General features: G+C 72.3%; 24 protein-coding genes. 13 read left to right on the top strand and 11 right to left on the bottom strand.

The genetic code is table 11. The features are described from left to right. Positions 1-58: 58 nt before the first annotated feature. Positions 59-1,153: a bifunctional succinyldiaminopimelate transaminase/glutamate-prephenate aminotransferase gene (locus ACFYMM_RS01120; RefSeq protein ID WP_388382521.1), complete on the top strand. Its 1,095-nt coding sequence runs from the start codon at positions 59-61 to the stop codon at positions 1,151-1,153. 99 nt (positions 1,154-1,252) lie between these two features. Here ACFYMM_RS01120 and ACFYMM_RS01115 read toward each other — a convergent pair whose 3' ends face one another. Together ACFYMM_RS01115 and ACFYMM_RS01110 are read right to left on the bottom strand one after the other, a co-directional pair. Further along, the gene (locus ACFYMM_RS01115) at positions 1,253-1,702 is read right to left on the bottom strand and encodes an ATP-binding protein (protein ID WP_388382520.1); all 450 of its coding nucleotides are present in this window, start codon (positions 1,700-1,702) and stop codon (positions 1,253-1,255) included. A gap of 288 nt (positions 1,703-1,990) precedes the next feature. Then, a complete protein-coding gene (locus tag ACFYMM_RS01110; protein WP_388382518.1) occupies positions 1,991-2,965 on the bottom strand; it encodes a heavy metal transporter in 975 nt (324 codons plus the stop codon). Between the two features lie 55 nt (positions 2,966-3,020). On the opposite strand from ACFYMM_RS01110, the gene dapE reads away from it, so the two are divergent. Next, the gene (dapE, locus tag ACFYMM_RS01105) at positions 3,021-4,106 is read left to right on the top strand and encodes a succinyl-diaminopimelate desuccinylase (protein ID WP_388382516.1); all 1,086 of its coding nucleotides are present in this window, start codon (positions 3,021-3,023) and stop codon (positions 4,104-4,106) included. A gap of 103 nt (positions 4,107-4,209) precedes the next feature. Further along, entirely contained in the window at positions 4,210-4,968 is a 759-nt protein-coding gene (locus ACFYMM_RS01100; RefSeq protein ID WP_388382514.1) for a TIGR00730 family Rossman fold protein, read from the top strand. A gap of 53 nt (positions 4,969-5,021) precedes the next feature. Here the strand turns inward: ACFYMM_RS01100 and folP are convergent, their stop codons facing one another. Next, positions 5,022-5,882 carry a dihydropteroate synthase gene (folP, locus tag ACFYMM_RS01095; protein WP_388382511.1) on the bottom strand — a complete coding sequence of 287 codons (861 nt, stop codon included), beginning with the start codon at positions 5,880-5,882 and terminating at the stop codon, positions 5,022-5,024. Between the two features lie 163 nt (positions 5,883-6,045). Here folP and ACFYMM_RS01090 point away from each other — a divergent pair, with 163 nt between their 5' ends. Continuing rightward, positions 6,046-6,396 (top strand): DivIVA domain-containing protein, encoded by a 351-nt coding sequence (locus ACFYMM_RS01090; RefSeq protein WP_388382509.1) that lies wholly within the window; start codon positions 6,046-6,048, stop codon positions 6,394-6,396. Then, the gene (locus tag ACFYMM_RS01085) at positions 6,393-6,989 is read left to right on the top strand and encodes a DNA-3-methyladenine glycosylase I (protein WP_388382507.1); all 597 of its coding nucleotides are present in this window, start codon (positions 6,393-6,395) and stop codon (positions 6,987-6,989) included. The genes ACFYMM_RS01090 and ACFYMM_RS01085 overlap by 4 nt, the downstream gene beginning before the upstream one ends. 22 nt (positions 6,990-7,011) lie before the next feature. Here ACFYMM_RS01085 and ACFYMM_RS01080 read toward each other — a convergent pair whose 3' ends face one another. Then, positions 7,012-7,815: an enoyl-CoA hydratase/isomerase family protein gene (locus ACFYMM_RS01080; protein ID WP_388382505.1), complete on the bottom strand. Its 804-nt coding sequence runs from the start codon at positions 7,813-7,815 to the stop codon at positions 7,012-7,014. 372 nt (positions 7,816-8,187) lie between these two features. On the opposite strand from ACFYMM_RS01080, the gene ACFYMM_RS01075 reads away from it, so the two are divergent. Further along, complete coding sequence (locus tag ACFYMM_RS01075; RefSeq protein WP_018544333.1) at positions 8,188-8,355, top strand: DUF3117 domain-containing protein; 168 nt, start codon at positions 8,188-8,190, stop codon at positions 8,353-8,355. 90 nt (positions 8,356-8,445) lie between these two features. Here ACFYMM_RS01075 and ACFYMM_RS01070 read toward each other — a convergent pair whose 3' ends face one another. After that, positions 8,446-9,141 (bottom strand): O-methyltransferase, encoded by a 696-nt coding sequence (locus tag ACFYMM_RS01070; RefSeq protein WP_388383286.1) that lies wholly within the window; start codon positions 9,139-9,141, stop codon positions 8,446-8,448. A gap of 175 nt (positions 9,142-9,316) precedes the next feature. Between ACFYMM_RS01070 and sigE the strand changes: the two genes are divergently transcribed. The 5 genes from sigE (at position 9,317) to ACFYMM_RS01045 (ending at position 14,605) form a co-directional block, all read left to right on the top strand. Then, complete coding sequence (sigE, locus tag ACFYMM_RS01065; protein ID WP_388383284.1) at positions 9,317-10,033, top strand: RNA polymerase sigma factor SigE; 717 nt, start codon at positions 9,317-9,319, stop codon at positions 10,031-10,033. After that, the gene (locus ACFYMM_RS01060) at positions 10,030-11,004 is read left to right on the top strand and encodes an anti-sigma factor family protein (protein WP_388382503.1); all 975 of its coding nucleotides are present in this window, start codon (positions 10,030-10,032) and stop codon (positions 11,002-11,004) included. The genes sigE and ACFYMM_RS01060 overlap by 4 nt, the downstream gene beginning before the upstream one ends. Before the next feature lie 605 nt (positions 11,005-11,609). Then, positions 11,610-13,199: a trypsin-like peptidase domain-containing protein gene (locus ACFYMM_RS01055; RefSeq protein WP_388383282.1), complete on the top strand. Its 1,590-nt coding sequence runs from the start codon at positions 11,610-11,612 to the stop codon at positions 13,197-13,199. Between the two features lie 84 nt (positions 13,200-13,283). After that, positions 13,284-13,757: a sec-independent translocase gene (locus ACFYMM_RS01050; RefSeq protein ID WP_388382501.1), complete on the top strand. Its 474-nt coding sequence runs from the start codon at positions 13,284-13,286 to the stop codon at positions 13,755-13,757. Between the two features lie 176 nt (positions 13,758-13,933). Further along, the gene (locus tag ACFYMM_RS01045) at positions 13,934-14,605 is read left to right on the top strand and encodes a hypothetical protein (RefSeq protein ID WP_388382500.1); all 672 of its coding nucleotides are present in this window, start codon (positions 13,934-13,936) and stop codon (positions 14,603-14,605) included. Positions 14,606-14,668: 63 nt separating this feature from the next. Here ACFYMM_RS01045 and ACFYMM_RS01040 read toward each other — a convergent pair whose 3' ends face one another. From ACFYMM_RS01040 to ACFYMM_RS01030, 3 genes are read right to left on the bottom strand one after another with little or no spacing between them, the layout of a single operon-like run. Continuing rightward, the gene (locus ACFYMM_RS01040) at positions 14,669-15,802 is read right to left on the bottom strand and encodes an Mrp/NBP35 family ATP-binding protein (protein WP_388382498.1); all 1,134 of its coding nucleotides are present in this window, start codon (positions 15,800-15,802) and stop codon (positions 14,669-14,671) included. A gap of 43 nt (positions 15,803-15,845) precedes the next feature. Continuing rightward, the gene (locus ACFYMM_RS01035) at positions 15,846-16,457 is read right to left on the bottom strand and encodes a DUF1003 domain-containing protein (protein ID WP_388382496.1); all 612 of its coding nucleotides are present in this window, start codon (positions 16,455-16,457) and stop codon (positions 15,846-15,848) included. Then, a complete protein-coding gene (locus tag ACFYMM_RS01030; protein WP_388382495.1) occupies positions 16,447-17,736 on the bottom strand; it encodes a magnesium transporter MgtE N-terminal domain-containing protein in 1,290 nt (429 codons plus the stop codon). Before ACFYMM_RS01030 ends, ACFYMM_RS01035 begins: the two co-directional genes overlap by 11 nt. 215 nt (positions 17,737-17,951) lie before the next feature. Here ACFYMM_RS01030 and ACFYMM_RS01025 point away from each other — a divergent pair, with 215 nt between their 5' ends. After that, on the top strand, positions 17,952-18,701 hold the full coding sequence (locus ACFYMM_RS01025; RefSeq protein ID WP_388382493.1) for a hypothetical protein: 750 nt from the start codon (positions 17,952-17,954) through the stop codon (positions 18,699-18,701). A gap of 35 nt (positions 18,702-18,736) precedes the next feature. Here ACFYMM_RS01025 and ACFYMM_RS01020 read toward each other — a convergent pair whose 3' ends face one another. Together ACFYMM_RS01020 and ACFYMM_RS01015 are read right to left on the bottom strand one after the other, a co-directional pair. Continuing rightward, a complete protein-coding gene (locus ACFYMM_RS01020; RefSeq protein ID WP_388382492.1) occupies positions 18,737-19,252 on the bottom strand; it encodes a hypothetical protein in 516 nt (171 codons plus the stop codon). Positions 19,253-19,288: 36 nt separating this feature from the next. Then, positions 19,289-20,425 (bottom strand): magnesium and cobalt transport protein CorA, encoded by a 1,137-nt coding sequence (locus ACFYMM_RS01015; protein WP_388382490.1) that lies wholly within the window; start codon positions 20,423-20,425, stop codon positions 19,289-19,291. Positions 20,426-20,930: 505 nt separating this feature from the next. Between ACFYMM_RS01015 and ACFYMM_RS01010 the strand changes: the two genes are divergently transcribed. After that, positions 20,931-21,515: a suppressor of fused domain protein gene (locus ACFYMM_RS01010; protein ID WP_388382488.1), complete on the top strand. Its 585-nt coding sequence runs from the start codon at positions 20,931-20,933 to the stop codon at positions 21,513-21,515. 111 nt (positions 21,516-21,626) lie between these two features. Here ACFYMM_RS01010 and ACFYMM_RS01005 read toward each other — a convergent pair whose 3' ends face one another. Then, on the bottom strand, positions 21,627-22,853 hold the full coding sequence (locus ACFYMM_RS01005) for an MFS transporter (RefSeq protein WP_388382487.1): 1,227 nt from the start codon (positions 22,851-22,853) through the stop codon (positions 21,627-21,629). Between the last annotated feature and the right edge of the window lie 6 nt (positions 22,854-22,859).

Genomic DNA, 22,859 nt, shown 5'->3' with positions numbered 1-22,859 from the left:
GGCCGAGGCGTTCGCCGTACGAGGGCCTCGTGCCGTACCAGAAAGTGAGCCAGATCCCGTGTCAGCAGTCTCCGACCGCCTGCCCACCTTCCCCTGGGACAGGCTGGAGCCGTACAAGAAGACGGCCGCGGCGCACCCGGACGGCATCGTCGACCTCTCGGTCGGCACCCCGGTCGACCCGGTCCCCGAACTGATCCAGAAGGCGCTGATCGACGCGGCCGACTCGCCGGGCTACCCGACGGTCTGGGGCACCCCGGCCATGCGCGACGCGATCACCGGCTGGCTGGAGCGCCGCCTGGGCGCCCGCGAGGTCACCCACCGCCATGTGCTGCCGGTAGTCGGCTCCAAGGAACTGGTGGCCTGGCTCCCCACCCAGCTGGGCCTCGGCCCCGGCGACAGGGTCGCCTACCCGCGTCTGGCCTACCCGACCTACGAGGTCGGCGCCCGCCTCGCCCGTGCCGCGTACGAGGTCTACGACGACCCGCGCGACCTGGACCCGGAGGGCCTGCGGCTGCTCTGGCTGAACACGCCGTCCAACCCCACCGGCCGGGTGCTGGGCAAGGACGAGCTGACCGGGATCGTCGCCTGGGCCCGCGCCCACGGCGTCCTGCTGGTCTCCGACGAGTGCTACCTGGAGCTGGGCTGGGAGGCCGACCCGGTCTCGGTGCTGCACCCCGAGGTCAACGGCGGCTCCTACGACGGCATCCTGGCCGTCCACTCGCTGTCCAAGCGCTCCAACCTGGCGGGCTACCGCGCGGCCTTCGTGGCCGGCGACCCGGCCGTCCTCGGGCCGCTCCTGCAGATCCGCAAGCACGGCGGCATGATGACCTCGGCACCCACCCAGGCGGCGGTCGTGGCCGCCCTCGGTGACGACGCCCACGTCCAGGAACAGCGCGAGCGCTACGCGGCCCGGCGTACGGCCCTGCGCGCGGCGCTGCTCGGCCACGGGTTCCGCATCGAGCACAGCGAGGCGAGCCTGTACCTGTGGTCCACCCGTGACGAGCCCTGCTGGGACACCGTCGCCCACCTGGCCGACCTGGGCATCCTCGTCGCACCCGGCGACTTCTACGGCCCGGCGGGCGCGAACTTCGTGCGGGTGGCCCTGACGGCTACGGACGAGCGGGTGGCGGCGGCGGTGGCCCGCCTGCGCTGACCGCCCGCACCGCGCCGCCAGGACGGGGAGGCGGACAGGAAGACGGGGCCCAGGGAACACCCTGGACCCCGTCAACGGTCACAGCCGGACCAGCCGGACCTAGCCGAGCGGAAGTCCCTTGCCCGGCAGCGACGACGTGGGCACGCCCTGAGTGAGGGAACCACCCGCGGGCAGCCCGCCCTTGGTCGCGGAGGCCGCGGTGTCGCCCAGGACGCTCCCGGCCGCCCCCGTCGCCTCACCGGCGGTCTTCTGCACGGCCGGCGCCGCCGTCTTCACGGCCTTGCCACCGGTCTTGGTCGCGGCCGGCACCGCCTGCTTGACGGCCTTGCTGCCCGCCTCGCTCGCCAGCCCGGTGACGTGCTGGGTGGCTCCGTCGACGGTGTTGCCGACCTGTGCCCCGTCCAGCGCGGACAGACCGCCCAGGTTCGGAGTGGCGGCCGGCAGGTTCGTGGCCGCTCCGGCAGAGCCGGCCGCACCGACCCCGGCGGCCGCTCCTGCTGCGACAATCAGCGCGGCACGGGCGATCCGGCGGGTCAGGGGGAGGGACATGATGCTCCTTCGCGGAAGGGGAACGATGAACTGATCGTCCGGTCTCGGACGCAGTGACTACCGCTCGAAGCCCGCGAAGGTTGCGGAGGCCAAAGGTAAAGAGTTGATAACGCATCGCATTATCTGCTGTGGATAAAACCGGCATAAAGCACCTGCCGGAAACCGTGCAGAATCCTTACCGCCCCCTGTTTCCAAGGGGTTCCCGCGGCGTCGGAACGACCCCGGGACAAGCCTGCCCACGCTGCGGGCCGGTGCACCCGACATGACCCCCGCGAGTGACCCCTCGTACTACTGCCCGGTCAGGATCCGAACGGTCCCCGTGTCCCCGGCCGCACCGCCCGCACGCCACTGGCTGTCCGTGCTGCCTGCCGCCCACTCCCGCCCGGCGTAGGACACCCGCTGGATGTGCAGCGCCGAGGCGTTGGCCACCGCCCAGTGCGCCAGCTGCCAGCCCCGCTCCCGCTCGCCGCGCCCCGCCACGTCCTTCCGTCGGCCCCGGGGCACGGGTACGGTCACCGTCCGCCCGTGCGCCGTCGCGGTCACGCTCGGCGTCGGCGAGGGGGACCGGACGGGTACGCCGCTCACCTCCGCGCCGGTCTCCTGCAGCGCGTCACGGCCGAAGTCCCGCACCAGCGCCGCCCGCACCGCGTCCGGACCCGTCGCGGCGGCCGTGGTCGCCGGGCGCCCGTCGCAGGTCAGCGTGGCCGCCGCCCGGCCGGTCAGCGCGGCGGCCAGCAGCGTGGCATCCGGCTCGTGCTTGGCGTACGCCTCGGGGTAGCCGCTGCGCTGCACGCGCTGCGCGGCCACGGTGAGCGGGAGGGCCGAGTAGTCGGGCACCCTGGCCAGATGCGCGTAGAAGATGCCCGCCGCGTACGAGGGGTCCATGATCTGCTGCGCGGTGCCCCAGCCCTGTGAGGGCCGCTGCTGGAACAGGCCCAGCGAATCCCGGTCCCCGTGCTCGATGTTGCGCAGCTCCGACTCCTGCAGCGCGGTCGCCAGCGCGATGGCCACCGCCCGCTCGGACATCCCGCGGTCGGTGCCGACGGCGGCGATCGTCGCCGCGTTCACCGCCTGCTCGGGCGTGAACTCGTACGCCGCCCCGTCACCCGTCCCGGAGACCACCTTGCATCCCGGCGCGCCCCCGCCCCCGGTGACGTACTGCACCACCAGGTAGGCGGCGACGGCGGACAGGACCAGGAGGGCGGCGCCGAAACGGAGGAGACGTCCGCGACGCTTGCGAGAAGTGGGTGACGGCTCTGGCACGCGTACAAGGTACTGGAGAGACGACAGGGCCTGTCGCGGGGCTAGGGTCGAGGTCATGGCCGACACCGACACCTCGCTTGACCTCACCCTGGACGCCGCCGCGCTCACCGCGCGGCTGGTCGACTTCGCCTCCGAGAGCGGCACCGAGAAGCCCCTCGCGGACGCGATCGAGAGCGCGCTGCGCGCCCTGCCGCACCTGACCGTGGACCGGTACGGCAACAACGTGGTCGCCCGGACGAACCTGGGCCGTGCCGAGCGCGTGATCCTGGCCGGCCACATCGACACCGTCCCCATCGCCGGCAACGTCCCTTCGCGGCTGGACGAGGACGGCGTCCTGTGGGGGTGCGGCACCTGCGACATGAAGTCGGGCGTCGCGGTGCAGCTGCGCATCGCGGCCACCGTGCCCGCCCCCAACCGCGACCTCACCTTCGTCTTCTACGACAACGAGGAGGTCGACGCCGAACTGAACGGCCTCAAGCACGTCGCCGAGGCCCACCCCGACTGGCTGGAGGGCGACTTCGCGGTCCTGCTGGAGCCCTCCGACGGCGAGGTCGAGGGCGGCTGCCAGGGCACCCTGCGGGTCCTGCTGAAGACCGAGGGCGAACGGGCCCACTCGGCGCGCGGCTGGATGGGCTCCAACGCGATCCACGCCGCCGCCCCGATCCTGGCCCGCCTGGCCGCGTACGAGCCCCGCTACCCGGTCATCGACGGCCTGGAGTACCGCGAGGGCCTGAACGCGGTGGGCATCTCGGGCGGAGTGGCCGGCAACGTCATCCCCGACGAGTGCGTGGTGACCGTCAACTTCCGCTACGCCCCCGACCGCTCCGAGGAGGAGGCCGTCGCGCACGTCCGCGAGGTCTTCGCGGACTGCGGGGTGAAGGAGTTCGTCGTCGTCGACCACAGCCCCGGCGCGCTGCCCGGCCTGTCCCACCCGGCGGCGGCCGCCTTCATGGAGGCGGTGGGCGGCACCGCCCGGCCCAAGTACGGCTGGACGGACGTCTCCCGCTTCGCCGCCCTCGGCACCCCCGCCGTCAACTACGGCCCCGGCAACCCGCTCTTGGCGCACAAGCGGGATGAACGAGTCGAAACGGACAAGGTGCTGGCGGGTGAGGAACGCCTGCGGGCCTGGCTCACGCGCTGACGTCCCGCACGGCGCTCCACGGCGGACATGCGTACGTCCCCCCTCCGTAACCCGCGTGGATCTACGCTGAGGCAGGAACGCCCGCAAGCGGAGGGAGCGCAACATGCCTACCGGTAACCCCGAGGGGAAGAAGCAGCCGCCGGACGAGCAGCGGCTGGGGCCGGTCCTCCGACGGCGGGGCGCCGTCACGGCGAGCACCACGGACCAGCGGCTGCTGGACGCCGGGGGCCCCTCGGACTGGGTGCACACCGACCCCTGGCGGGTCCTGCGCATCCAGTCGGAGTTCATCGAGGGCTTCGGCACGCTGGCCGAACTCCCGCCCGCCATCAGTGTGTTCGGCTCGGCGCGTACGCCGGTGGACTCGGCGGAGTACGACGCCGGCGTCCGCCTCGGCCGAGGCCTGGTGGAGGCGGGCTGGGCCGTGATCACCGGCGGCGGGCCGGGCGCCATGGAGGCGGCCAACAAGGGTGCCTGCGAGGCGGGCGGCACCTCCGTGGGCCTCGGCATCGAGCTGCCCTTCGAGCAGGGGCTCAACCCCTACGTCGACATCGGCCTCAACTTCCGCTACTTCTTCGTCCGCAAGATGATGTTCGTCAAGTACGCGCAGGGCTTCGTGGTCCTGCCGGGCGGCCTCGGCACCCTGGACGAATTCTTCGAGGCCCTGACGCTCGTGCAGACCCAGAAGGTCACCCGCTTCCCCATCGTCCTGTTCGGCACCGAGTACTGGGGCGGCCTGGTCGACTGGCTGAAGAACACGCTGGTGGCCCAGGGCAAGGCGGCGGAGAAGGACCTGCTGCTCTTCCACGTCACGGACGAGGTGGACGAGGCGGTGGCACTGGTGTCCAAGGAAGCGGCGCGCTAGAAGGTGTGGTCCAGGGGGGCGGGAGCCCCCCTGGGCCCCGGGCCCCGGGAGACCTACGCGAGCCCCCGGCGGGCGACGGCCGGCGGACGGCGCCCGGCGATGGCCGCCACCATCTCCAGCACCTGCCGGGTCTCCGCGACCTCGTGCACCCGGTACACCTGAGCCCCCAGCCACGCCGACACCGCCGTCGTGGCCAGGGTCCCGATCAGCCGCTCCTTCACCGGCCGGTCCAGGGTCTCGCCCACGAAGTCCTTGTTGGACAGGGAGACGAGCACCGGCCACCCGGTGGCGACCATCTCGCCCAGCCGCCGTGTCGCCTCCAGACTGTGCCGGGTGTTCTTCCCGAAGTCGTGCCCGGGATCGATCAGCACCGACTCCCGGGGGACCCCGAGCCCGACCGCCCGCTCGGCCAGCCCCACGGTCACCTCCAGGATGTCCGCCATGACGTCGTCGTACGTCACCCGGTGCGGCCGGGTCCGCGGCTCGGCCCCGCCGGCGTGCGTGCACACCAGCCCCGCCCCGAACCGCGCGGCGACCTCGGCCAGCTCCGGATCCACCCCGCCCCAGGCGTCGTTCAGCAGATCGGCGCCCGCCTCGCACACCGCCGCCCCGACCCCGGCCCGCCAGGTGTCCACGCTGATGACCAGGTCCGGGAACCGGCGCCGTACCTCCGCCACGAAGCCGACCGTGCGCCGCGCCTCCTCCTCGGCCGAGACCTCTTCCCCGGGCCCCGCCTTCACCCCGCCGATGTCGACGATCGCGGCGCCCTCGGCCACCGCCCGCTCCACGCGTGCGAGCGCCGGCTCGTCGCGGAACGTGGCCCCCTGGTCGTAGAAGGAGTCCGGCGTCCGGTTCACGATCGCCATGACCACCGGCTCGTGCGGCCCGAATTCCCGCCTGCCCAGTCTGAGCATCCGCTGTGACCTCTCCTGGTGCGTCCCGCAGTACGGTCGCCTGCGACCCCGACTGTCAGACTCGCATGGCACGATCGGAGCCGGATACTTTCGACAGCGTGCGCACCGAGCACACCGTGCCGCGGCAGACCGTGCGGCACACCGAGCGTGGGGACCCTCAGCGATGGTTATGTTCTTGTTCCTGGTCGTCGCGCTCGCCGTCGTGGTGGCCGCGGTGACACTCGCCGTGGTGGGCGGCGGCGAGAGCGGTCCGTTGCCGGAGGCGGCGCCGGAGCGGCTGCACGACCCGCTGCCCCCGGACCGCCCCGTCGGCCGGGCGGACGTGGAGAGCCTGCGCTTCCCGCTGGCCGCGCGCGGCTACCGCATGGCCGACGTCGACGACGCCCTCGGCCGCCTCGGCGCCGAACTCGCCGAGCGGGACGCCCGCATCGCGGACCTGGAGTCCGCGCTGGCCGGCGCCCAGGCCGCCGCGCACGCCCGCACCGAGCGGCCCGGACCGGAGGACCAGCGGTGAGCGACGGTGCCGCCCTCGCCGGGGCCGACGGCGTGCTGCGCTGCCCCTGGGCCCTGTCCACCCCGGACTACGTGTCGTACCACGACGAGGAGTGGGGCCGCCCGGTCCACGGCGACGACGCCCTCTTCGAGCGGGTCAGCCTGGAGGCCTTCCAGTCCGGCCTGTCCTGGATCACCATCCTGCGCCGCCGCCCGGGCTTCCGCGCCGCCTTCGCCGGCTTCCGGATCCAGAAGGTCGCGGCCTTCACCGACGAGGACCGCGACCGGCTGCTCGCCGACCCCGGCATCATCCGCAACCGCGCCAAGATCGACGCGACCCTGGCCAACGCGCGGGTGCTCGCCGACTGGGCCCCGGGCGAGCTGGACGAGCTGATCTGGTCGCACGCCCCCGACCCGGCGGGCCGCCCGGTGCCGAGGACCCTGGCCGACGTGCCCGCGGTCACCCCGCAGTCCACGGCCCTGTCGAAGGCCCTGAAGAAGCGCGGTCTGCGGTTCGTCGGTCCGACGACGGCGTACGCGCTGATGCAGGCGTGCGGGCTGGTCGACGACCACCTGGAGCAGTGCGTCGGCAGAACCGGCCCGCGCGGCGCCTGAGAACGGCCCGCTCGGGGAAGGGTCAGCGGCCCAGGTACTTCGGCTTCTCCTTGTTGACGAAGGACTGGACGGCGATGGCGTGGTCCTCGGACCGCCCCGCGCGGGTCTGCAGCTCGTCCTCCTTCTGCAGCGTCTCCTCCAGGGAGTGCGTCAGCCCGTAGGCCACCGCCTCCTTGAGCGCCGCGTACGCCACCGTCGGCCCCTCGGCCAGCGCCCGGGCCACCTTCTCGGCCTCGGCGCGCAGCTCGGCCGAGGGCACCACACGGTTGGCGATCCCCAGCTCGTGGGCGTCCTGGGCGCTGATGCTGCGCGGGAAGAGCAGCAGGTCGGCCGCCCGGGCCGGGCCGACCACCCGGGGCAGCGTCCACGAGACACCCGAGTCGGCGGTCAGCGCGACCCCGGCGAACGAGGTGTTGAAGGCCGCCGTGTCCGCCACCACCCGGTAGTCCGCGGCGAGCGCGAAACCGAAGCCGGCCCCGGCCGCGACCCCGTTCACCGCGGCGACCACCGGCTTCGCCGCCCCGGCCAGGGCCCGCACGATCGGGTTGTAGTGCTCCACCACCGTGCTCATCGTGTGCCGCGACCCGGTCTCCCGGTCGGCGGCCAGCAGCCCGATGTGCTCCTTGAGGTCCTGGCCCACGCAGAACGCCCGGTCGCCGGCCGCGGTCAGCAGCACCGCCCGTACGGCGGTGTCGCCGGCCGCGGACTCGACCGCCTCCCGGAGGGCGACCTTGGTCGCGATGTTCAGCGCGTTCATCGCCTCCGGGCGGTTCAGCGTGATCGTCGCGAGCCCGTCGCTCACCTCGTAGAGCACGGTGTCGGCCATGGCGTATCCCCTCCGGTGTCGCGGCTCCGACGTACCGCTCGGTACGCCGTTGTCTGAAGGACAGCATGGCGGAGATCGCCGCCCGGGGACCGGACCCGACGTGTGACCTGCGTCAAAGATTGCCGCTCCGGGTGCGGCCGGCCAGGGTCGGTGCGGCGACGCAGTATCGCAGTCACATCGCCGAATTGAGTGGTTTTGCTCGCGCGCGTTGCCCAAGCGATGCCTTCTGATGTTGGTCATCGGGTCCTGAGATGCGGGATAATGGCTGGGAAGCAATGTGTTCGATGCCGGTGTCGCGTGTCCTGTCGGACCGCGCATGCCCTCCAGGGCCGTCGGCTGACGTTGAGCTGGGTTTCAGGAAGGGGAACGAGCATGGCGGCCATGAAGCCGCGAACGGGTGATGGCCCGCTCGAGGTGACCAAGGAGGGGCGGGGCATCGTCATGCGCGTTCCGCTCGAAGGCGGCGGTCGGCTCGTCGTCGAGCTGACCCCTGACGAGGCCGAGGCGCTTGGCGACGCCCTCAAGAAGGTCGTCGTCTGACGCACCGGCGATCCCAACCTTCCGGCCGCCCCGGTACCGCACGCGGTACCGGGGCGGTTGCCTTCCCGGACCGGCGCCGCGGGCCCCGGGTCAGCGCTTGACGGCGCACAGCAGGCCGTCGCCCACCGGCAGCAGCGACGTCACCAGTTCCTGGCTCTCCCGGACCGTGCGCAGCAGCTCGCGCAGCCGCAGCACCTCGGTCGGCTGCGGCCCCGAGTCGATCGTGCGGCCGTGCGCGAAGACCCCCTCGAAGACCACCAGACCGCCCGGACGCAGCAGGCGCAACGATTCAGCGAGGTAGTCCAGGTACTCCAGACGGTCGCCGTCGCAGAAGACGAGGTCGTACCCGGCGTCCGCGAGCCGGGGCAGCACCTCCAGGGCGCGCCCCGGGATGAATCGGGCCCGGTTGCTGGCGAACCCGCAGGCCCGGAAGGCCTGCCGGGCGAACTGCTGGTGCTCCGGCTCCGGGTCGACGGTGGTCAGCACGCCGTCCGGGCGCATGCCGTGCAGCAGATGGAGGCCGGACACCCCGGTACCGGTGCCGATCTCCGCCACCGCCTTCGCTTCCACGGTGGCGGCGAGCAACCCCAGCGCGGCGCCCGTGCCGGGCGACACCGAGCGCAGCCCTGCCTCGCGGGCCCGGTCGCGGGCCCAGCGCAGCGCTTCGTCCTCGGCGACAAAGGCGTCGGCGAACGCCCAGCTCGTCTGCCGGTTGGCGGTAATGACCCTCTCCCGTCCCCTGGTTGCCTGGGCGTGACTGTATCCGTTGGCGTCGGGAACCCGCAGATGGGACCGGGCGTTAAAAGGAGTGGCCCGGCAGTGGGGACACCATGGGCCAGAATCAAATTCTCGTAAAACCGCTTATCCGGAGCTAACGGGCGAGGTGGCTATGGTAGGGGCTCCACTGGACACCACCAGAGCCGACAGGGGAGGTGCGGCCGCACCTGTGGATCGGGGAGGAGTGCTGCGGCGCTTCCTCGGGTCGGCGGGCAGGCCGAAATCCGTGAACAACATCGCTGACCACAGCCACGCCGCCACCGGCTTCGCCGCGGGCGACCCCCAGACCGCGACCTTCTCCACCGACGCGGACGGGCAGGCGTGGACTCCGCCCACGTGGGAGGAGATCGTCAGCACGCACAGCGGCCGGGTCTACCGGCTGGCGTACCGCCTCACGGGCAACCAGCACGACGCCGAGGACCTCACGCAGGAGGTCTTCGTCCGTGTCTTCCGTTCCCTGTCGACGTACACGCCGGGCACCTTCGAGGGCTGGCTGCACCGCATCACGACCAACCTCTTCCTGGACATGGTCCGGCGCAAGCAGCGCATCCGGTTCGACGCGCTCGGGGAGGACGCGGCCGAGCGCCTGCCCAGCCGCGAACCCACTCCGCAGCAGGTCTTCAACGACGCCCACTTCGACGCGGACGTCCAGCAGGCCCTCGACACCCTCGCGCCGGAGTTCCGCGCCGCGGTCGTCCTGTGCGACATCGAGGGACTGTCGTACGAGGAGATCGCCGCCACCCTCGGTGTGAAGCTCGGCACGGTCCGCTCGCGCATCCACCGCGGCCGCTCCCAGCTGCGCAAGGCCCTCGCCCACCGCGCGCCCCAGGCCAGGACCGCCGAGCGCCGGTCCTTCGTGCCCCGCATTCCCGCACTGGGAGGAGGGGGCGCGACCGCGTGAGTGGATCACGGCCGAAACCTGCCGGGCGACAACTGGCAGAGCAGCACCTGGGAGACCGCCTCTCCGCCCTGGTGGACGGAGAGCTCGGTCATGAGTCGCGCGAACGCGTCCTCGCCCACCTGGCCACCTGTGCCCGGTGCAAGGCGGAGGCGGACGCCCAGCGCCGGCTGAAGAACGTCTTCGCGGAAGCGGCGCCCCCGCCGCCCTCCGAGAGCTTCCTGGCCCGCCTCCAGGGGCTTCCCGGGGGAGGTGACCTCGACGGCGGTGGCACGCCGCTCGACGGGGGAGGGTTCTCCGGACGGGGGGCCGACGCCGGCGTCTTCGACGTGAACCGCGGCGACCGTTTCGAGTTCGGCTACGTCCCCGCCGGCCCGCACACCGCGCCGGAGGACCGTGGTTTCCGTATCCACCCCGTCGGCCGTCCGGACGCCGACCGGTCCGCCTCGCGCGGCCTCAGGTTCGCGTTCGTCGCCGCCGGGGCGGTGTCGCTGGCCGCGGTCGCCCTCGGCGGTGTGACCACCGGCATCCCCACCGACACCTCGGCGGACGCGCGCGGCGGGGCCGGGGCCGGCAGCAATGTGATCCCGTCGCGTGCGGCGGGTGCGGGGGCCGCGTCGGCGGACACACAGCGCCGCCGCACGGTGGGTCCGCTGCTCGCGCAGGGCGCGGCGCTCGGCGGGGCACCGGTGGCGCCCACGTCGGTGTCGGCACCGTTGCTGCCGGGCGTACCGGCGCCGGGCGCGGGCCGGCTCCAGGACACCGCCCATGAGCTGACCACGCCGGTGATGGCCGGTGCGGCCGCCGTCTCCCCGCTGATACGTTCGCTGACCGCGACCCCGCCGTTCGCCCTCACCTCCTGGTCCACGGCCCCCGGGGTGACCGGGCCCAGCCTGCTGTCCGCGCCCGTCCCCGACCCCGCGTCCGCTCCCTCCCCCTCCTCCTCCGCCTCCCCCTCTCCGTCGGCTCCCTGACCAGCCACTGCGTCCCCGGCCGCGAACCTGGTTGAATCCGGTGAGGGCCGCGCGCCCGCGCCGGTGGTCCGGCGCGGAGCCGACGTTCCGCGGCCGGCTGTGGGGAGAGCATGGACAAGGGGAACGGTGTCCCGCCCGGGGACGGGCAGGCAGACACACCGGCGGGTCCGGAACGGGAGCCGGGGGCGGACAGCGCGGCGACACCGGCCGGGGCATCCGGTCCCCGGTCCGCTCCCCAGGACACCGACGGCGACTTCGAGCTGGCGAGGCCGGCGGGGACCGTGGACGTACCGGTGGCACCGCCCACCGGTCCGGCAGGACCTGCCGGGGGTCTGGCAGGCTCTGCCGCAGGTCCGGGAGACGCCGCTGCAGGTCCGGCGGGCTCCGCCGGGGGTCTGGCAGGCTCTGCCGCAGGTCCGGCAGGCTCTGCCGCAGGTCCGGGAGACGCCGCTGCGGGTCTGGCAGGCTCTGCCGCAGGTCCGGGAGACGCCGCTGCGGGTCTGGCAGGCTCTGCCGCAGGTCCGGCAGGCTCTGCCGCAGGTCCGGCGGGCCCCGCCGGGGGTCTGGCAGGCTCTGCCGCACCCCCGGCGGGCCCCGCCGGGGGTCTGGCAGGCTCTGCCGCAGGTCCGGGAGACGCCGCTGCAGGTCCGGCAGACTCTGCCGCAGGTCCGGCAGGCCTCGACGCAGGCCCGGCGGGCCCCGCCGGGGGTCTGGCAGGCTCTGCCGCAGGTCCGGGAGACGCCGCTGCAGGTCCGGCAGACTCTGCCGGAGGTCCGGCGGGCCTCGACGCAGGTCCGGCGGGCACCGCCGGAGGTCTGGCGGGCCCGGACGCAGGTCCGGTAGGCCCCCGCGCCGACTGCCCGAAGCCCCTGCACGACCCCGACCCCTACAGCACCCCGCCCTACGGCGGCCCGGGCCCCTGGGCGCCCGCCCCGCCCGTGCAGCACCCGGCGGCACACCCGTCGACGCCTCCCTCGTCCGCGGGGGATGCCACCCCGGCGCCTTGGCAGCGGTACGACCCCTGGGCCGTGCCGGCGCCGCTTCAGCAGACCGGGGATGCCGTGGCGGCCGAGCGGCGGCCTCGTAGCCGGTCCAGGGGGGTGCTTCTCGGCTGGGCTCTGGTGATCGCCGTGACCGCCGGGGCCGGCGGCGGGATCGCCGGTGCCTGGCTGGAGCGCAACGGCGGTCTCGGCGGCGTACAACTGCCGCGGGCCGGGAAGGTGCCCGCCGGACGGGCGCCGGACAGCGTGGCCGGGATCGCCGCCCGGGCCCTGCCCGGCGTCGTCACCCTGCACGTGGGCGGCGGTGGCGAACAGGACACCGGCACCGGTTTCGTGCTCGACACCCGGGGCCACATCCTCACCAACAACCACGTCGTCGAGTCCGCCGGGACCGGCGTCGGGATAACCGTGACGTTCAGCAGCGGCGACACCGCCAGGGCGAAGGTGATCGGCCGCGACAGCGGTTACGACCTCGCCGTCGTACAGGTCCAGGGCGTGCGCGGGCTCACGCCCATGCCCCTCGGGAACTCCGACGACGTCCACGTCGGCGACCCCGTCGTCGCCATCGGCGCCCCCTTCGACCTGGCCAACACCGTCACCTCCGGCATCATCAGCGCCAAGGAGCGGCCCGTCACCGCCGGCGGCGACAAGGGCGACGGGAGCGACGTGTCGTACGTCGACGCGCTGCAGACCGACGCCCCCATCAACCCCGGCAACTCAGGCGGCCCACTCCTCGACTCCCAGGGCCTGGTCATCGGCGTCAACTCGGACATCCGCTCGGCCGCCGACGGAACCGACAGCCAGGACGGCCAGGCGGGCTCCATCGGCCTGGGCTTCGCCATCCCGGTCAACCAGGCCCGGCGCGTCGCCGAACAGCTGATCAGCAAGGGAAAGGCCACGCACCCGGTGATCGGTGTCACCCTCGACATGAGCTACACCGGCGAGGGCGCCCGCATAGACACCCAGGGGGCGGACGGCGGCCCGGCGGTCACCAAGGGCGGCCCGGGTGACACGGCGGGCCTGAAGGCGGGCGACGTCATCACCGAGGTGGACGGCGTCGGCGTGCACTCCGCCGAGGAGCTGATCGTCAGGACCCGCGCCCACCGCCCCGGCGACCGCCTGCGTCTCACCGTCCGCGGCGACGGCGGGACGCGGGAGGTCTCGCTGGTGCTCGGAGCGTCCGACCGGAACTGACAGAAGTCTCACCTCGGGACGGTACCGATCCGACTGGTACGCCGGGTACCGTTGAGCGACCGAGGACATCGCAAGGAGCTTCAGGTGTTCAATGACATAGGGCCGCTAGAGCTGGTGACGCTCATTGTGCTCGCCGTGCTCATCTTCGGTCCGGACAAGCTCCCGAAGGTCATCCAGGACGTGACGCGCACGATCCGGAAGATCCGTGAGTTCTCGGAGAGCGCCAAGGCGGACATCCGCAGCGAACTGGGTCCCGAGTTCAAGGACTTCGAGTTCGACGACCTCAACCCGAAGGCGTTCCTGCGCAAGCAGCTGGACAACGACGAGCTGGGGCTGAAGGAGATCCGCAACGGCTTCGACCTGAAGAAGGAGATGGCCGAGATCACGGACGTCGTACAGGGCCGCGAGAGCGACACCTCCTCGCCGTCGTCCCCGTCCTCGTCGTCCCCGTCTTCCTCGTCGTCCTCCTCTTCGTCCGGTGGGCGCATCGACATGACCAAGAAGCCGGAGGACCCCGGCAAGGACGAGCGGCCGCCCTTCGACGCGGACGCCACCTAGCCACATGGCTGCACCCACGGCGTGAACGGGCCGCCCGCGCGGCTCACGCGCCGGGCGGCTTCACAGCGGCTCTCAGCGGTGTGGATATGCTGCCGAGTTGTTGTGCGGACCGGAGGAGTACGCCCGAAGGGGGGCGGGCCGCCCCGGTCCGACGAGAGCGAGGAGGCGTCCGGCACATGGAGACGACAAGTCGGGTGGGCGCGGAGCCGCCGGCGGCGGAGGGCGGACAACAGGTCCCCTCCAACCGGCGCACGGTCGGCGCCTACCTGGAGGCGCCCTTCCCGTGGTACGGCCTCGACGAGGCCTTCGCGGGGCCGCGTTGGCTGATGCAGGTCGGTACGGCGGCCGACGGTGCCGTCGAGCACGGGTCGATAGGGCACGGTGACGAGCCCACCGTACGCAACGAGCACATCGCCGCGTCCACGGACGAGCCCAGGGAGAAGTTCGCGGTCGTGGTCACCGTGGCGGCGAATCCGTCCCGCCGGAGCGCGGACGGCACGGGTCTGCTGGAGGCGACGTCCGTCTCCTCGGCGGCCTGGCTGGCCGGGGTCGGGCTGCTGTCCTTCACCTGGCCCGGCCAGATGGACCACAGCCTGCGCGACGACTGGCTGGAGCAGCAGACGGAGACGGCCTGGGCGCTGGCGGACGACCTGGCCGGGCCCGAGTGGTCCACGCTGTCCCTGCCGGTGGACGGGGTGCCGACGCCGTTCCACTACCGCGAGTCGGAGTTCGGCTGGGTGCTCGCCGGTTCCACCGAGGTGGGCGTGCACCTGGGCGCCTACGGGCGCGGAATGAGCGCGTACGGGCTGGCCTTCGCCGTGGTGAAGGACATCACCGCGTACGCGTGAGATCGCGGGGCGCCGGTGGGATTCGGCGCCCCCGCTTCGTCACCGGGCCTTCAGGACAGGCCCTCAGAACTTGTTCTTGGGCGTGATGCCCAGCGAGAGCCCCGAAAGCCCACGCTGCCGTCCGCCCAGCTTGCCCGCGATCGCGCGCAGTGCCGAGCCCGCCGGGGAGTCCGGGTCCGTCAGGACCACCGGCTTGCCCTCGTCGCCGCCCTCACGGAGCCGCACGTCGATCGGGATGGCGCCGAGGACCGGCACGGACGCGCCGGTCGTGCGGGTCAGCCCGTCGGCGACCGTCTGACCGCCGCCCGTACCGAAGACGTCGACCATCTCGCCGCAGTGCGGGCAGGGCAGCCCGGACATGTTCTCGACCACGCCGACGATCTTCTGGTGGGTCTGGACGGCGATGGAACCCGCGCGCTCGGCCACCTCGGCCGCCGCCTGCTGCGGGGTCGTCACGACCAGGATCTCGGCGTTCGGGACCAGCTGGGCCACCGAGATCGCGATGTCACCGGTACCGGGCGGCAGGTCAAGCAGCAGCACGTCCAGGTCGCCCCAGTACACGTCCGCGAGGAACTGCTGGAGAGCGCGGTGCAGCATCGGGCCGCGCCAGACGACCGGGGCGTTGCCCGGCGTGAACATGCCGATGGAGATGACCTTCACGCCGTTCGCGGACGGCGGCATGATCATGTTCTCGACCTGGGTCGGGCGACCGTCGGCGCCCAGCATGCGCGGCACCGAGTGGCCGTAGATGTCGGCGTCGACGACACCGACCTTCAGGCCGTCGGCGGCCATCGCCGCCGCGAGGTTGACCGTGACCGAGGACTTGCCGACGCCGCCCTTGCCGGAGGCGACCGCGTAGACCCGGGTCAGGCTGCCGGGCTTGGCGAACGGGACCTCGCGCTCGGTCTGGCCGCCGCGCAGAGCGCTTGCCAGCTCCTTGCGCTGCTCGTCGCTCATCACGTCGAGCGTGACGTCGACGCGGGTGACGCCGTCGAGGCGGGAGACCGCCTCGGTGACGCGCTGCGTGATCGTGTCGCGCATCGGGCAGCCGGAGACCGTCAGGTACACGGCGACCGAGACCGCTCCGTCCGCGCCGATCTCCACCGATTTGACCATCCCCAGTTCGGTGATGGGTCGGTTGATCTCGGGGTCGTTCACCGTCGCCAGTGCCTCGCGCACCGCGTCTTCCGTAGCCATAAGGACGATGGTACGGCGACCGGAGGGGGCGGCGGGTAGCCCCTCAGCGGTCGTCTGCGTCACGCCCCGGTGGCCGTTCTGACCGTTCCGCCGGGAATAGGGCGTGGCCGGCGTGACCGTCCCCCCGCCGCCGCTCCTCCAGCTCCTTGACCAGGTCCTGCAGTTCCGAGCGGATCCAGTCCCGGGTGGCCACCTCGCCCAGGCCCATGCGCAGCGCGGCGACCTCGCGGGTCAGGTACTCGGTGTCGGCGATGGACCGCTCGTTCTGCTTGCGGTCCTGTTCGAGGTTGACCCGGTCGCGGTCGTCCTGCCGGTTCTGCGCGAGCAGGATCAGCGGGGCCGCGTAGGAGGCCTGGAGGGACAGCATCAGGGTCAGGAAGATGAAGGGGTAGTTGTCGAAGCGCAGGTGGTGGGGTGCGGCGATGTTCCACACCACCCACGCGATGATCACGACGGTCATCCAGACGATGAACCGTCCCGTGCCGAGGAACCGCGCGATCTTCTCCGACAGCCGCCCGAAGGCCTCGGGATCCCATTCGGGCACGATCCTGCGCCGGGGCGGCCGCGGCTGGTCCAGGCGGGGCGTGCGCGGGCGGGGGGCGGCGGTGGCGCCCGCCGGGGTGCGCTCACGGTTGCTGTCGCGCTCAGGAGTCATGGACGGCCGCCCCCTCCCCCTCGTCCAGGTGGAACTCCGTCTCCCGCCAGTCCTCCGGCAGCATGTGGTCCAGTACGTCGTCCACGGTCACCGCGCCCACCAGCGCCCCGGACTCGTTGACGACGGGCGCCGCCACCATGTCGTACGTGGCGAAGAACCCGGCGACGACGGGCAGCGCGGCGTCCGGGTCGAGGGGTTGCAGGTCGTCGTCGACGAGCGAGCTGACCAGGGTGTACGGCGGGTCGCGCAGCAGCCGCTGGAAGTGGACGGTGCCCAGGTACTTCCCGGTCGGCGTCTCGTCCGGTGGCCGGCACACGTAGACCTGGGCGGCGAGGGCGGGGGAGAGGTCGGGGTTGCGGACCCGGGCGAGGGCGTCGGCGACGGTGGCGTCGGGCCGCAGCACGATCGGTTCGGTGGTCATCAGACCGCCGGCCGTGTGCTCCTCGTACGACATCAGGCGCCGCATGTCGGCCGCGTCGGAGGGCTGCATCAGGCTCAGCAGCCGCTCCTTGTCGTCCTCGGGCAGTTCGGAGAGCAGGTCGGCCGCGTCGTCCGGGTCCATGGCCTCCAGGACGTCCGCCGCGCGCTCCTCCTTGAGCTTGCCGAGGATCTCGATCTGGTCGTCCTCCGGCAGCTCCTCCAGGACGTCGGCGAGCCGGTCGTCGTCGAGGGCGGCGGCGACCTCGGCGCGCCGCTTGGCGGAGAGGTGGTGCAGCACGTTGGCGAGGTCGGCGGGGCGCAGCTGTTCGAAGGTGGCCAGCAGGCTCTCCGCGCCCTGTCCGTGCTCCTCCAGGGAGAACCCGGTGACGGCCGACCACTCCACGGTCAGCGTCTCCCCCCTCGCCCGCCGGAAGGCGCTGCCCCTGCGCCCCTTGCGCACGAAGACGCGGTCGACCTCCCACTCACGGCGGGCCGGCAACTGCTGCACGGACAGGTCGAGGACGGTGACCTCCTCGCCGCTCTCCACCAGCTGCACCCGCCGGTCCAGCAGTTCCCCGAAGACGAGCCGTTCGGTGGGCCGCTGCTCGAAGCGGCGGACGTTGACCACGCCGGTGGTGATGACCTGGCCGGACTCGATGCCGGTGACCCGGGTCATGGGCAGGAAGATGCGGCGCCGGGTGGACAGTTCGACGACCAGCCCGAGCGGGCGCGGGGGCCTGCGGCCGACGCGGAGCATGACGACGAGGTCGCGTACCCGGCCGACCTGGTCGCCGCTGGGGTCGAAGACGGGGACACCGGCGAGGTGCGAGACGAAGATCCGTGGGGCGCCGGCTGCCATGTCTGTGGTTCCTTTGCGTGTGACGTGCTCTGTGTGCCTGCTTGTCTTCGTGCCTGCTCGTCTTCCGAATTGCCCGCCCGGTGGGCTTCAGGCTAGCCCGTGCGGATCCGGTGTGCTCTGGCGGGCGGTCCGGACGGACCGGCTCCGCCCGGCGGCCGGCACACCGGTACGCTGCCGTACGCCGCTCAGGACCCGTCAGAAAGGCAGCCCCACCTGTGACTGCGATTCCCCAGCGCCGGACCCGCCGTGCCGCACCGGTGACGGTGGCCTGCGTACTGGTCGTGACGGCTACGGGGACGCTCGCGGGGTGCGGCGGCGGGGATCCGAACGCGGACACGAACGGGGTCGGCAAGCTGCCCGCCGCGCAGATCCAGGCGAAGAGCCGCGCGGCGGCGGACTCGGCGGCGGCGGTACGGCTGTCGGGGACCGTGGTCACCAGCGGGCGCACCTACACCCTCGACATGCAGTTGAAGGCCGACGGCGGGACCGGCTCGGTGACCTCGAAGGGGGCGACCTTCCGGCTGCTGCGGATCGGTGAGCAGCTGTACCTGAAGGCCGACGCGGGCTTCTGGGGCCACGCCGACGGCAGCGACGGGAACGCGGCGGCCGTGGACAAGCTCGGCGGCAAGTACGTCAAAGTGCCGCAGCAGGACCCCTCGTACAAGAAGTTCAGCGGCTTCACGGACAAGAGCGTCCTGCTCGACGGCCTGCTGACGTTGCACGGCACCCTGGCGACCGACGGTCGGCACGACCAGTCGGGCACCCCCACCGTCCGCATCAGCGGCGACGGCGGCTCCGGCGGCACCCTGGACGTCTCCCTCCAGGGCAAGCCGTATCCGCTCCGCCTGGTGCGCGGCGGCGGCGCGGGCACGCTCCGCTTCGCGGACTGGGACAAGGACTTCGCGGTCACGGAACCCGCGGCGGGCGAGACGGTGGACTACGGCAGGCAGCTGCCGACGTCGTAGGACCTCCCGCTCCCTCGTCTCCTCGCCACCTCGTCCTACTTCGGCTTACGGCGCCTGAGCAGCAGCCTCGGCAGCCCCGCCGGGGCCGGCCGCCGGGTGGTCGCCGCGGACGGCAGCGGCGGTTCGGCCAGGCTGCCCTCGGGCAACGGCGACGTATGCCCCGTCGGCGCGAGGCGCAGCACCCGGCACTCACGCGCCCAGCGTTCCGTCATCGCCTCGCCGTCCGGGGCGTTCAGCCGCTTGCCCTTCAGTTCGGCGACCGCCGCCTCCCACTCGGGCGAGCCGGGGGCGACCTCGGAGACGGCCGCGGTCCAGGTCACCAGCCGGCCGCCCTTGTCCTTGCTGCGGACGGTCACCTCGGCCGAGCCGCCGTCGGCCAGACCGGGCAGCGGCTGCTCACCGGGTCCGTCGCCGACCAGGCACACGGCACCCTCGTGCCACACATGCCACAGGGCACGCGCGGCCGGGGCCCCGGCGCCCCTGACCCAGACGAGACCGGACTTCTTCGCGGCCTCCTCGATCAGGGCCTGGTCGAGCAGCTCACTTGTCATGCGCCCAGCCTATCGAGAGGGTCTATCGAGAGGGTCCTACAGCCAGCCGTTCCGCTTCAGCGTGCGGTGGATGCCGAGGCACAGCACGACCGTGATGCCCATGATCACCGGGTAGCCGTACTTCCAGTGCAGTTCGGGCATGTTCGTGAAGTTCATGCCGTAGACCCCGGCGACCATGGTGGGAACGGCGAAGATCGCCGCCCAGGAGGAGATCTTCCGCATGTCCTCGTTCTGCGCCACGGACGCCTGCGCCAGGTTGGCCTGGAGGACCGAGTTCAGCAGTTCGTCGAAGCCGACGACCTGCTCCTGCACCCGGGCGAGGTGGTCGGCCACGTCCCGGAAGTACTTCTGGATGTCCGGGTCGATCAGCCGCATCGGCCGCTCGCTGAGCAGCTGCATGGGCCGCAGCAGCGGTGCCACCGCCCGCTTGAACTCCATCACCTCGCGCTTGAGCTGGTAGATACGCGCCGAGTCCACACCGCGCGACACCCCGCCTCCCGGCCCCGGCGAGAACACCTCCGTCTCCACGTCGTCGATGTCGTCCTGCAGCGCGTCCGCGACCGCGATGTACCCGTCGACGACGTGGTCGGCGATGGCGTGCAGCACCGCCGAGGGGCCCTTGGCGAGCAGTTCGGGGTCGTCCTGGAGGCGGTGCCGAAGCGCCCGCAGGGAGCCCTGGCCGCCGTGCCGGACGGTGATGAGGAAGTCCCGGCCGGTGAAGCACATCACCTCACCGGTCTCCACGACCTCGCTGGTGGCGGTGAGCCGGTCGTGCTCGACGTAGTGGATCGTCTTGAACACCGTGAAGAGCGAGTCGTCGTAGCGCTCCAGCTTGGGCCTCTGGTGGGCCTGGACCGCGTCCTCCACGGCCAGCGGGTGCAGCCCGAACTCGCCCGCGATACCGGCGAATTCGGCCTCGGTCGGCTCGTGCAGCCCGATCCACACGAAGCCTCCGTCGCGGCGCACCAGCCGCATCGCCTCCTGCGGGGTCAGCGGCCTGCCGCTCTGCACGCGGGCGCCGTCGCGGTAGACGGCGCAGTCGACCACGGCCGACGGTGTGCCGGGATCGCGGGTGGTGTCGTACGCACCGGTGTCCTTGCGCAGGCCGGTGTCCTTGCGCAGCGAGACACGGGAGGGGCGGACGACGGCGCGCAGGTCGCGGATCATCGACATGGGCAGGCTCCTTCGCGGGCGAGCAACGAAAGACCGCCGGCGACGGGTGGAACTACCCGGAATGAGGACGTCTGCACTGGGGATGTTTGGCACGTCCACAAAGCGGGGAGCACCGCATCGTCGCGGTGGCGACTTCGCTACTGACTCAGAACTGATGCAGACCAGATGCAGATCAGACGGATCAGGCAAAGCGAAACGAGTGCTCTTCCGAATGACGCGTAGGACGCGGCGCGAGCGTGAGAGGTGGCCGTCAGCCAGGCAGCGGAAGCGGCGCAGCCGGAGCAGCTACATCAGCAGCCGGAAGAGCGAGTGGTACTGCACGGTCGACTTCGATCCATGACAGCCCCACCTCCTCCGGCCGGTCCCTCGTAAGGGAGTCTCGTCGGCGTCGGGGCCTGACCGCGACGCTTCTGCGTGCTGCCCCGAACCACCGGCCCAGAGTACCAGCCGGCCGAACTGTCAAGGCGCCGCTTTGCCCGGTACTGACGAGTTCTATGCTCACCGCATGGTTGATGTTCTGCCGCTGGTCGAGGCCAGGTTGAGTACGGCGCTGGGGGAGCCCGACGCGCGTGCCGCGGTCACCTTCCTCGGGACCGACCGGGTCGAGGTCCTCCGCTTCCAGGAGGGGGACCTGATCCGTTACGCCACGCTCGGCATGTCCGCGCACCCCATGACGGATCCCACGGCGACGCTCGCCGATCCGGTCAGGGGCCCCCGCGCCGAGCTGGTCCTGTCCGTCCGCGCCGGCCACTCCGACACCGACAAGGTGCTCCGCCCACTCGCCGTGCTCGCCGCCTCCCCGCAGGTGGAGGGCGTGGTGGTGGCCCCCGGCGCCTCCCTCGACGTCGGCGAGCCGCTGTGGCCCGGCGCTCCCTTCACCTCGGTCCTGGTCGCCGAACCGGGCGGCCTGGTCGAGGATCTGGAGCTGGCGGAGCCGATGGATCCCGTACGGTTCCTGCCGCTGCTCCCGATGACCCCGAACGAGGCCGCCTGGAAGCGCGTGCACGGCGCGCAGGCCCTCCAGGAGCGCTGGCTGACGAACGGGACGGACCTGAGGGATCCCTCCCGCAGGTCCGTCCCGCTGGACTGAGTCCGGCGTGAGCCATCTCACCAACACCCGGCCGGCACCGGACGGTTGACGGCTCACCTCGGCTCACCTCGGTTCGCCTCGGTTCGCCGAGGTTCGGCCGGCGCGGGCGGCTCAGCTCGCGAAGACCGCGACGCCGTCCTCGGTGGCGTGCCGCGGCTCCAGCTCCCGCGCCTCGTGGGAGAGGGCCTCGCGCCGTACGACGACCACCAGCGCGCCGAGGACCGCCGTCGCCGCCGCGACCACGAACGGGACGTGGATGTCGGTCCACTCCTCGATCTTGGGCGCGAAGTAGGGGGCCGCGGCGGCCGCGAACCAGCGCACGAAGTTGTAGCCCGCGCTCGCCACCGGGCGCGGCGCGTCCGAGACGCCCAGGGCGAGTTCGGTGTAGACCGTGTTGTTCACGCCGATGAACGCGCCGGACAGGATCGTGCAGACGACGGCCGCGGTGTGGTTGCCGTAGCCGAGGACGAGCACGTCGGCGGCGAGCAGCACCAGGGAGCCGCCGAGCACCTTCAGCGAGCCGAACCGCTCCTGCAGACGCGGTGCCACGAGCACCGAGAAGACGGCGAGCAGCACACCCCAGGCGAAGAACACCGCACCCGACTTGTACGGGGTCATGTTCAGCACGAACGGGGTGAAGGCCAGCACGGTGAAGAACGTGTAGTTGTAGAAGAACGCGGAGACGGCGGCGGAGGCGAGGCCGCCGTGGCCGAGCGCCTTCAGCGGGTCCAGGAGTGAGGTCTTGCGGGCCGGCTTCGGCTGTTCCTTCAGGAACGCCGTGATGCACAGGAACCCGATCGCCATCAGGGTGGCGGTGCCGAAGAAGGGGTAGCGCCAGCTGATGTTGCCGAGCACCGCTCCGAGCAGCGGGCCGCAGGCCATGCCGAGGCCGAGCGCGGACTCGTAGAGCAGGATCGCCGCCGCGCTTCCTCCCGCGGCCGCGCCGACGATGACCGCGAGGGCCGTCGACACGAACAGGGCGTTGCCCAGGCCCCAGCCGGCCCGGAAGCCGACGAGCTGGCCGACCGTGTCCGAGGTGCCGGCCAGGCCCGCGAAGACCACCACGAAGGCCAGGCCGAGCAGCAGCGTCCTGCGGCCGCCGATGCGGCTGGAGACGAAGCCGGTGAGCAGCATCGCCACGGCGGTGATCAGGAAGTAGGAGGTGAAGAGCAGGGAGACCTGGCTGGTGGTGGCGTGCAGGCCCTGGGCGATGGACGGGAGGATCGGGTCGACCAGTCCGATGCCCATGAAGGCGACGACGGACGCGCCGGCCGTGGCCCACACCGCCTTGGGCTGTCGCAGGATGCCGCCCGCTCCGGCGTCGAAGGGGTCAGCCATGAGGTG

The organism is Streptomyces sp. NPDC006739 (assembly GCF_042869815.1).
Taxonomy (GTDB): domain Bacteria; phylum Actinomycetota; class Actinomycetes; order Streptomycetales; family Streptomycetaceae; genus Streptomyces.
The sequence above is the reverse complement of the archived record's forward strand: the minus strand, read 5'-3'. Positions and strand labels throughout refer to the sequence as shown.

Bases quoted from the DNA above. Each gene is read 5' to 3' on its own strand.
- ACFYMM_RS01005 (WP_388382487.1), bottom strand. From the start codon at position 22,853: ATGGCTGACCCCTTCGACGCCGGAGCGGGCGGCATCCTGCGACAGCCC.
- ACFYMM_RS01010 (WP_388382488.1), top strand. From the start codon at position 20,931: ATGGTTGATGTTCTGCCGCTGGTCGAGGCCAGGTTGAGTACGGCGCTG.
- ACFYMM_RS01100 (WP_388382514.1), top strand. From the start codon at position 4,210: ATGCCTACCGGTAACCCCGAGGGGAAGAAGCAGCCGCCGGACGAGCAG.
- dapE (WP_388382516.1), top strand. From the start codon at position 3,021: ATGGCCGACACCGACACCTCGCTTGACCTCACCCTGGACGCCGCCGCG.
- ACFYMM_RS01115 (WP_388382520.1), bottom strand. From the start codon at position 1,702: ATGTCCCTCCCCCTGACCCGCCGGATCGCCCGTGCCGCGCTGATTGTC.
- ACFYMM_RS01030 (WP_388382495.1), bottom strand. From the start codon at position 17,736: ATGGCAGCCGGCGCCCCACGGATCTTCGTCTCGCACCTCGCCGGTGTC.
- ACFYMM_RS01045 (WP_388382500.1), top strand. From the start codon at position 13,934: ATGGAGACGACAAGTCGGGTGGGCGCGGAGCCGCCGGCGGCGGAGGGC.
- ACFYMM_RS01040 (WP_388382498.1), bottom strand. From the start codon at position 15,802: ATGGCTACGGAAGACGCGGTGCGCGAGGCACTGGCGACGGTGAACGAC.
- ACFYMM_RS01035 (WP_388382496.1), bottom strand. From the start codon at position 16,457: ATGACTCCTGAGCGCGACAGCAACCGTGAGCGCACCCCGGCGGGCGCC.
- folP (WP_388382511.1), bottom strand. From the start codon at position 5,882: ATGCTCAGACTGGGCAGGCGGGAATTCGGGCCGCACGAGCCGGTGGTC.
- ACFYMM_RS01080 (WP_388382505.1), bottom strand. From the start codon at position 7,815: ATGGCCGACACCGTGCTCTACGAGGTGAGCGACGGGCTCGCGACGATC.
- ACFYMM_RS01075 (WP_018544333.1), top strand. From the start codon at position 8,188: ATGGCGGCCATGAAGCCGCGAACGGGTGATGGCCCGCTCGAGGTGACC.
- ACFYMM_RS01090 (WP_388382509.1), top strand. From the start codon at position 6,046: ATGGTTATGTTCTTGTTCCTGGTCGTCGCGCTCGCCGTCGTGGTGGCC.
- ACFYMM_RS01015 (WP_388382490.1), bottom strand. From the start codon at position 20,425: ATGTCGATGATCCGCGACCTGCGCGCCGTCGTCCGCCCCTCCCGTGTC.
- ACFYMM_RS01020 (WP_388382492.1), bottom strand. From the start codon at position 19,252: ATGACAAGTGAGCTGCTCGACCAGGCCCTGATCGAGGAGGCCGCGAAG.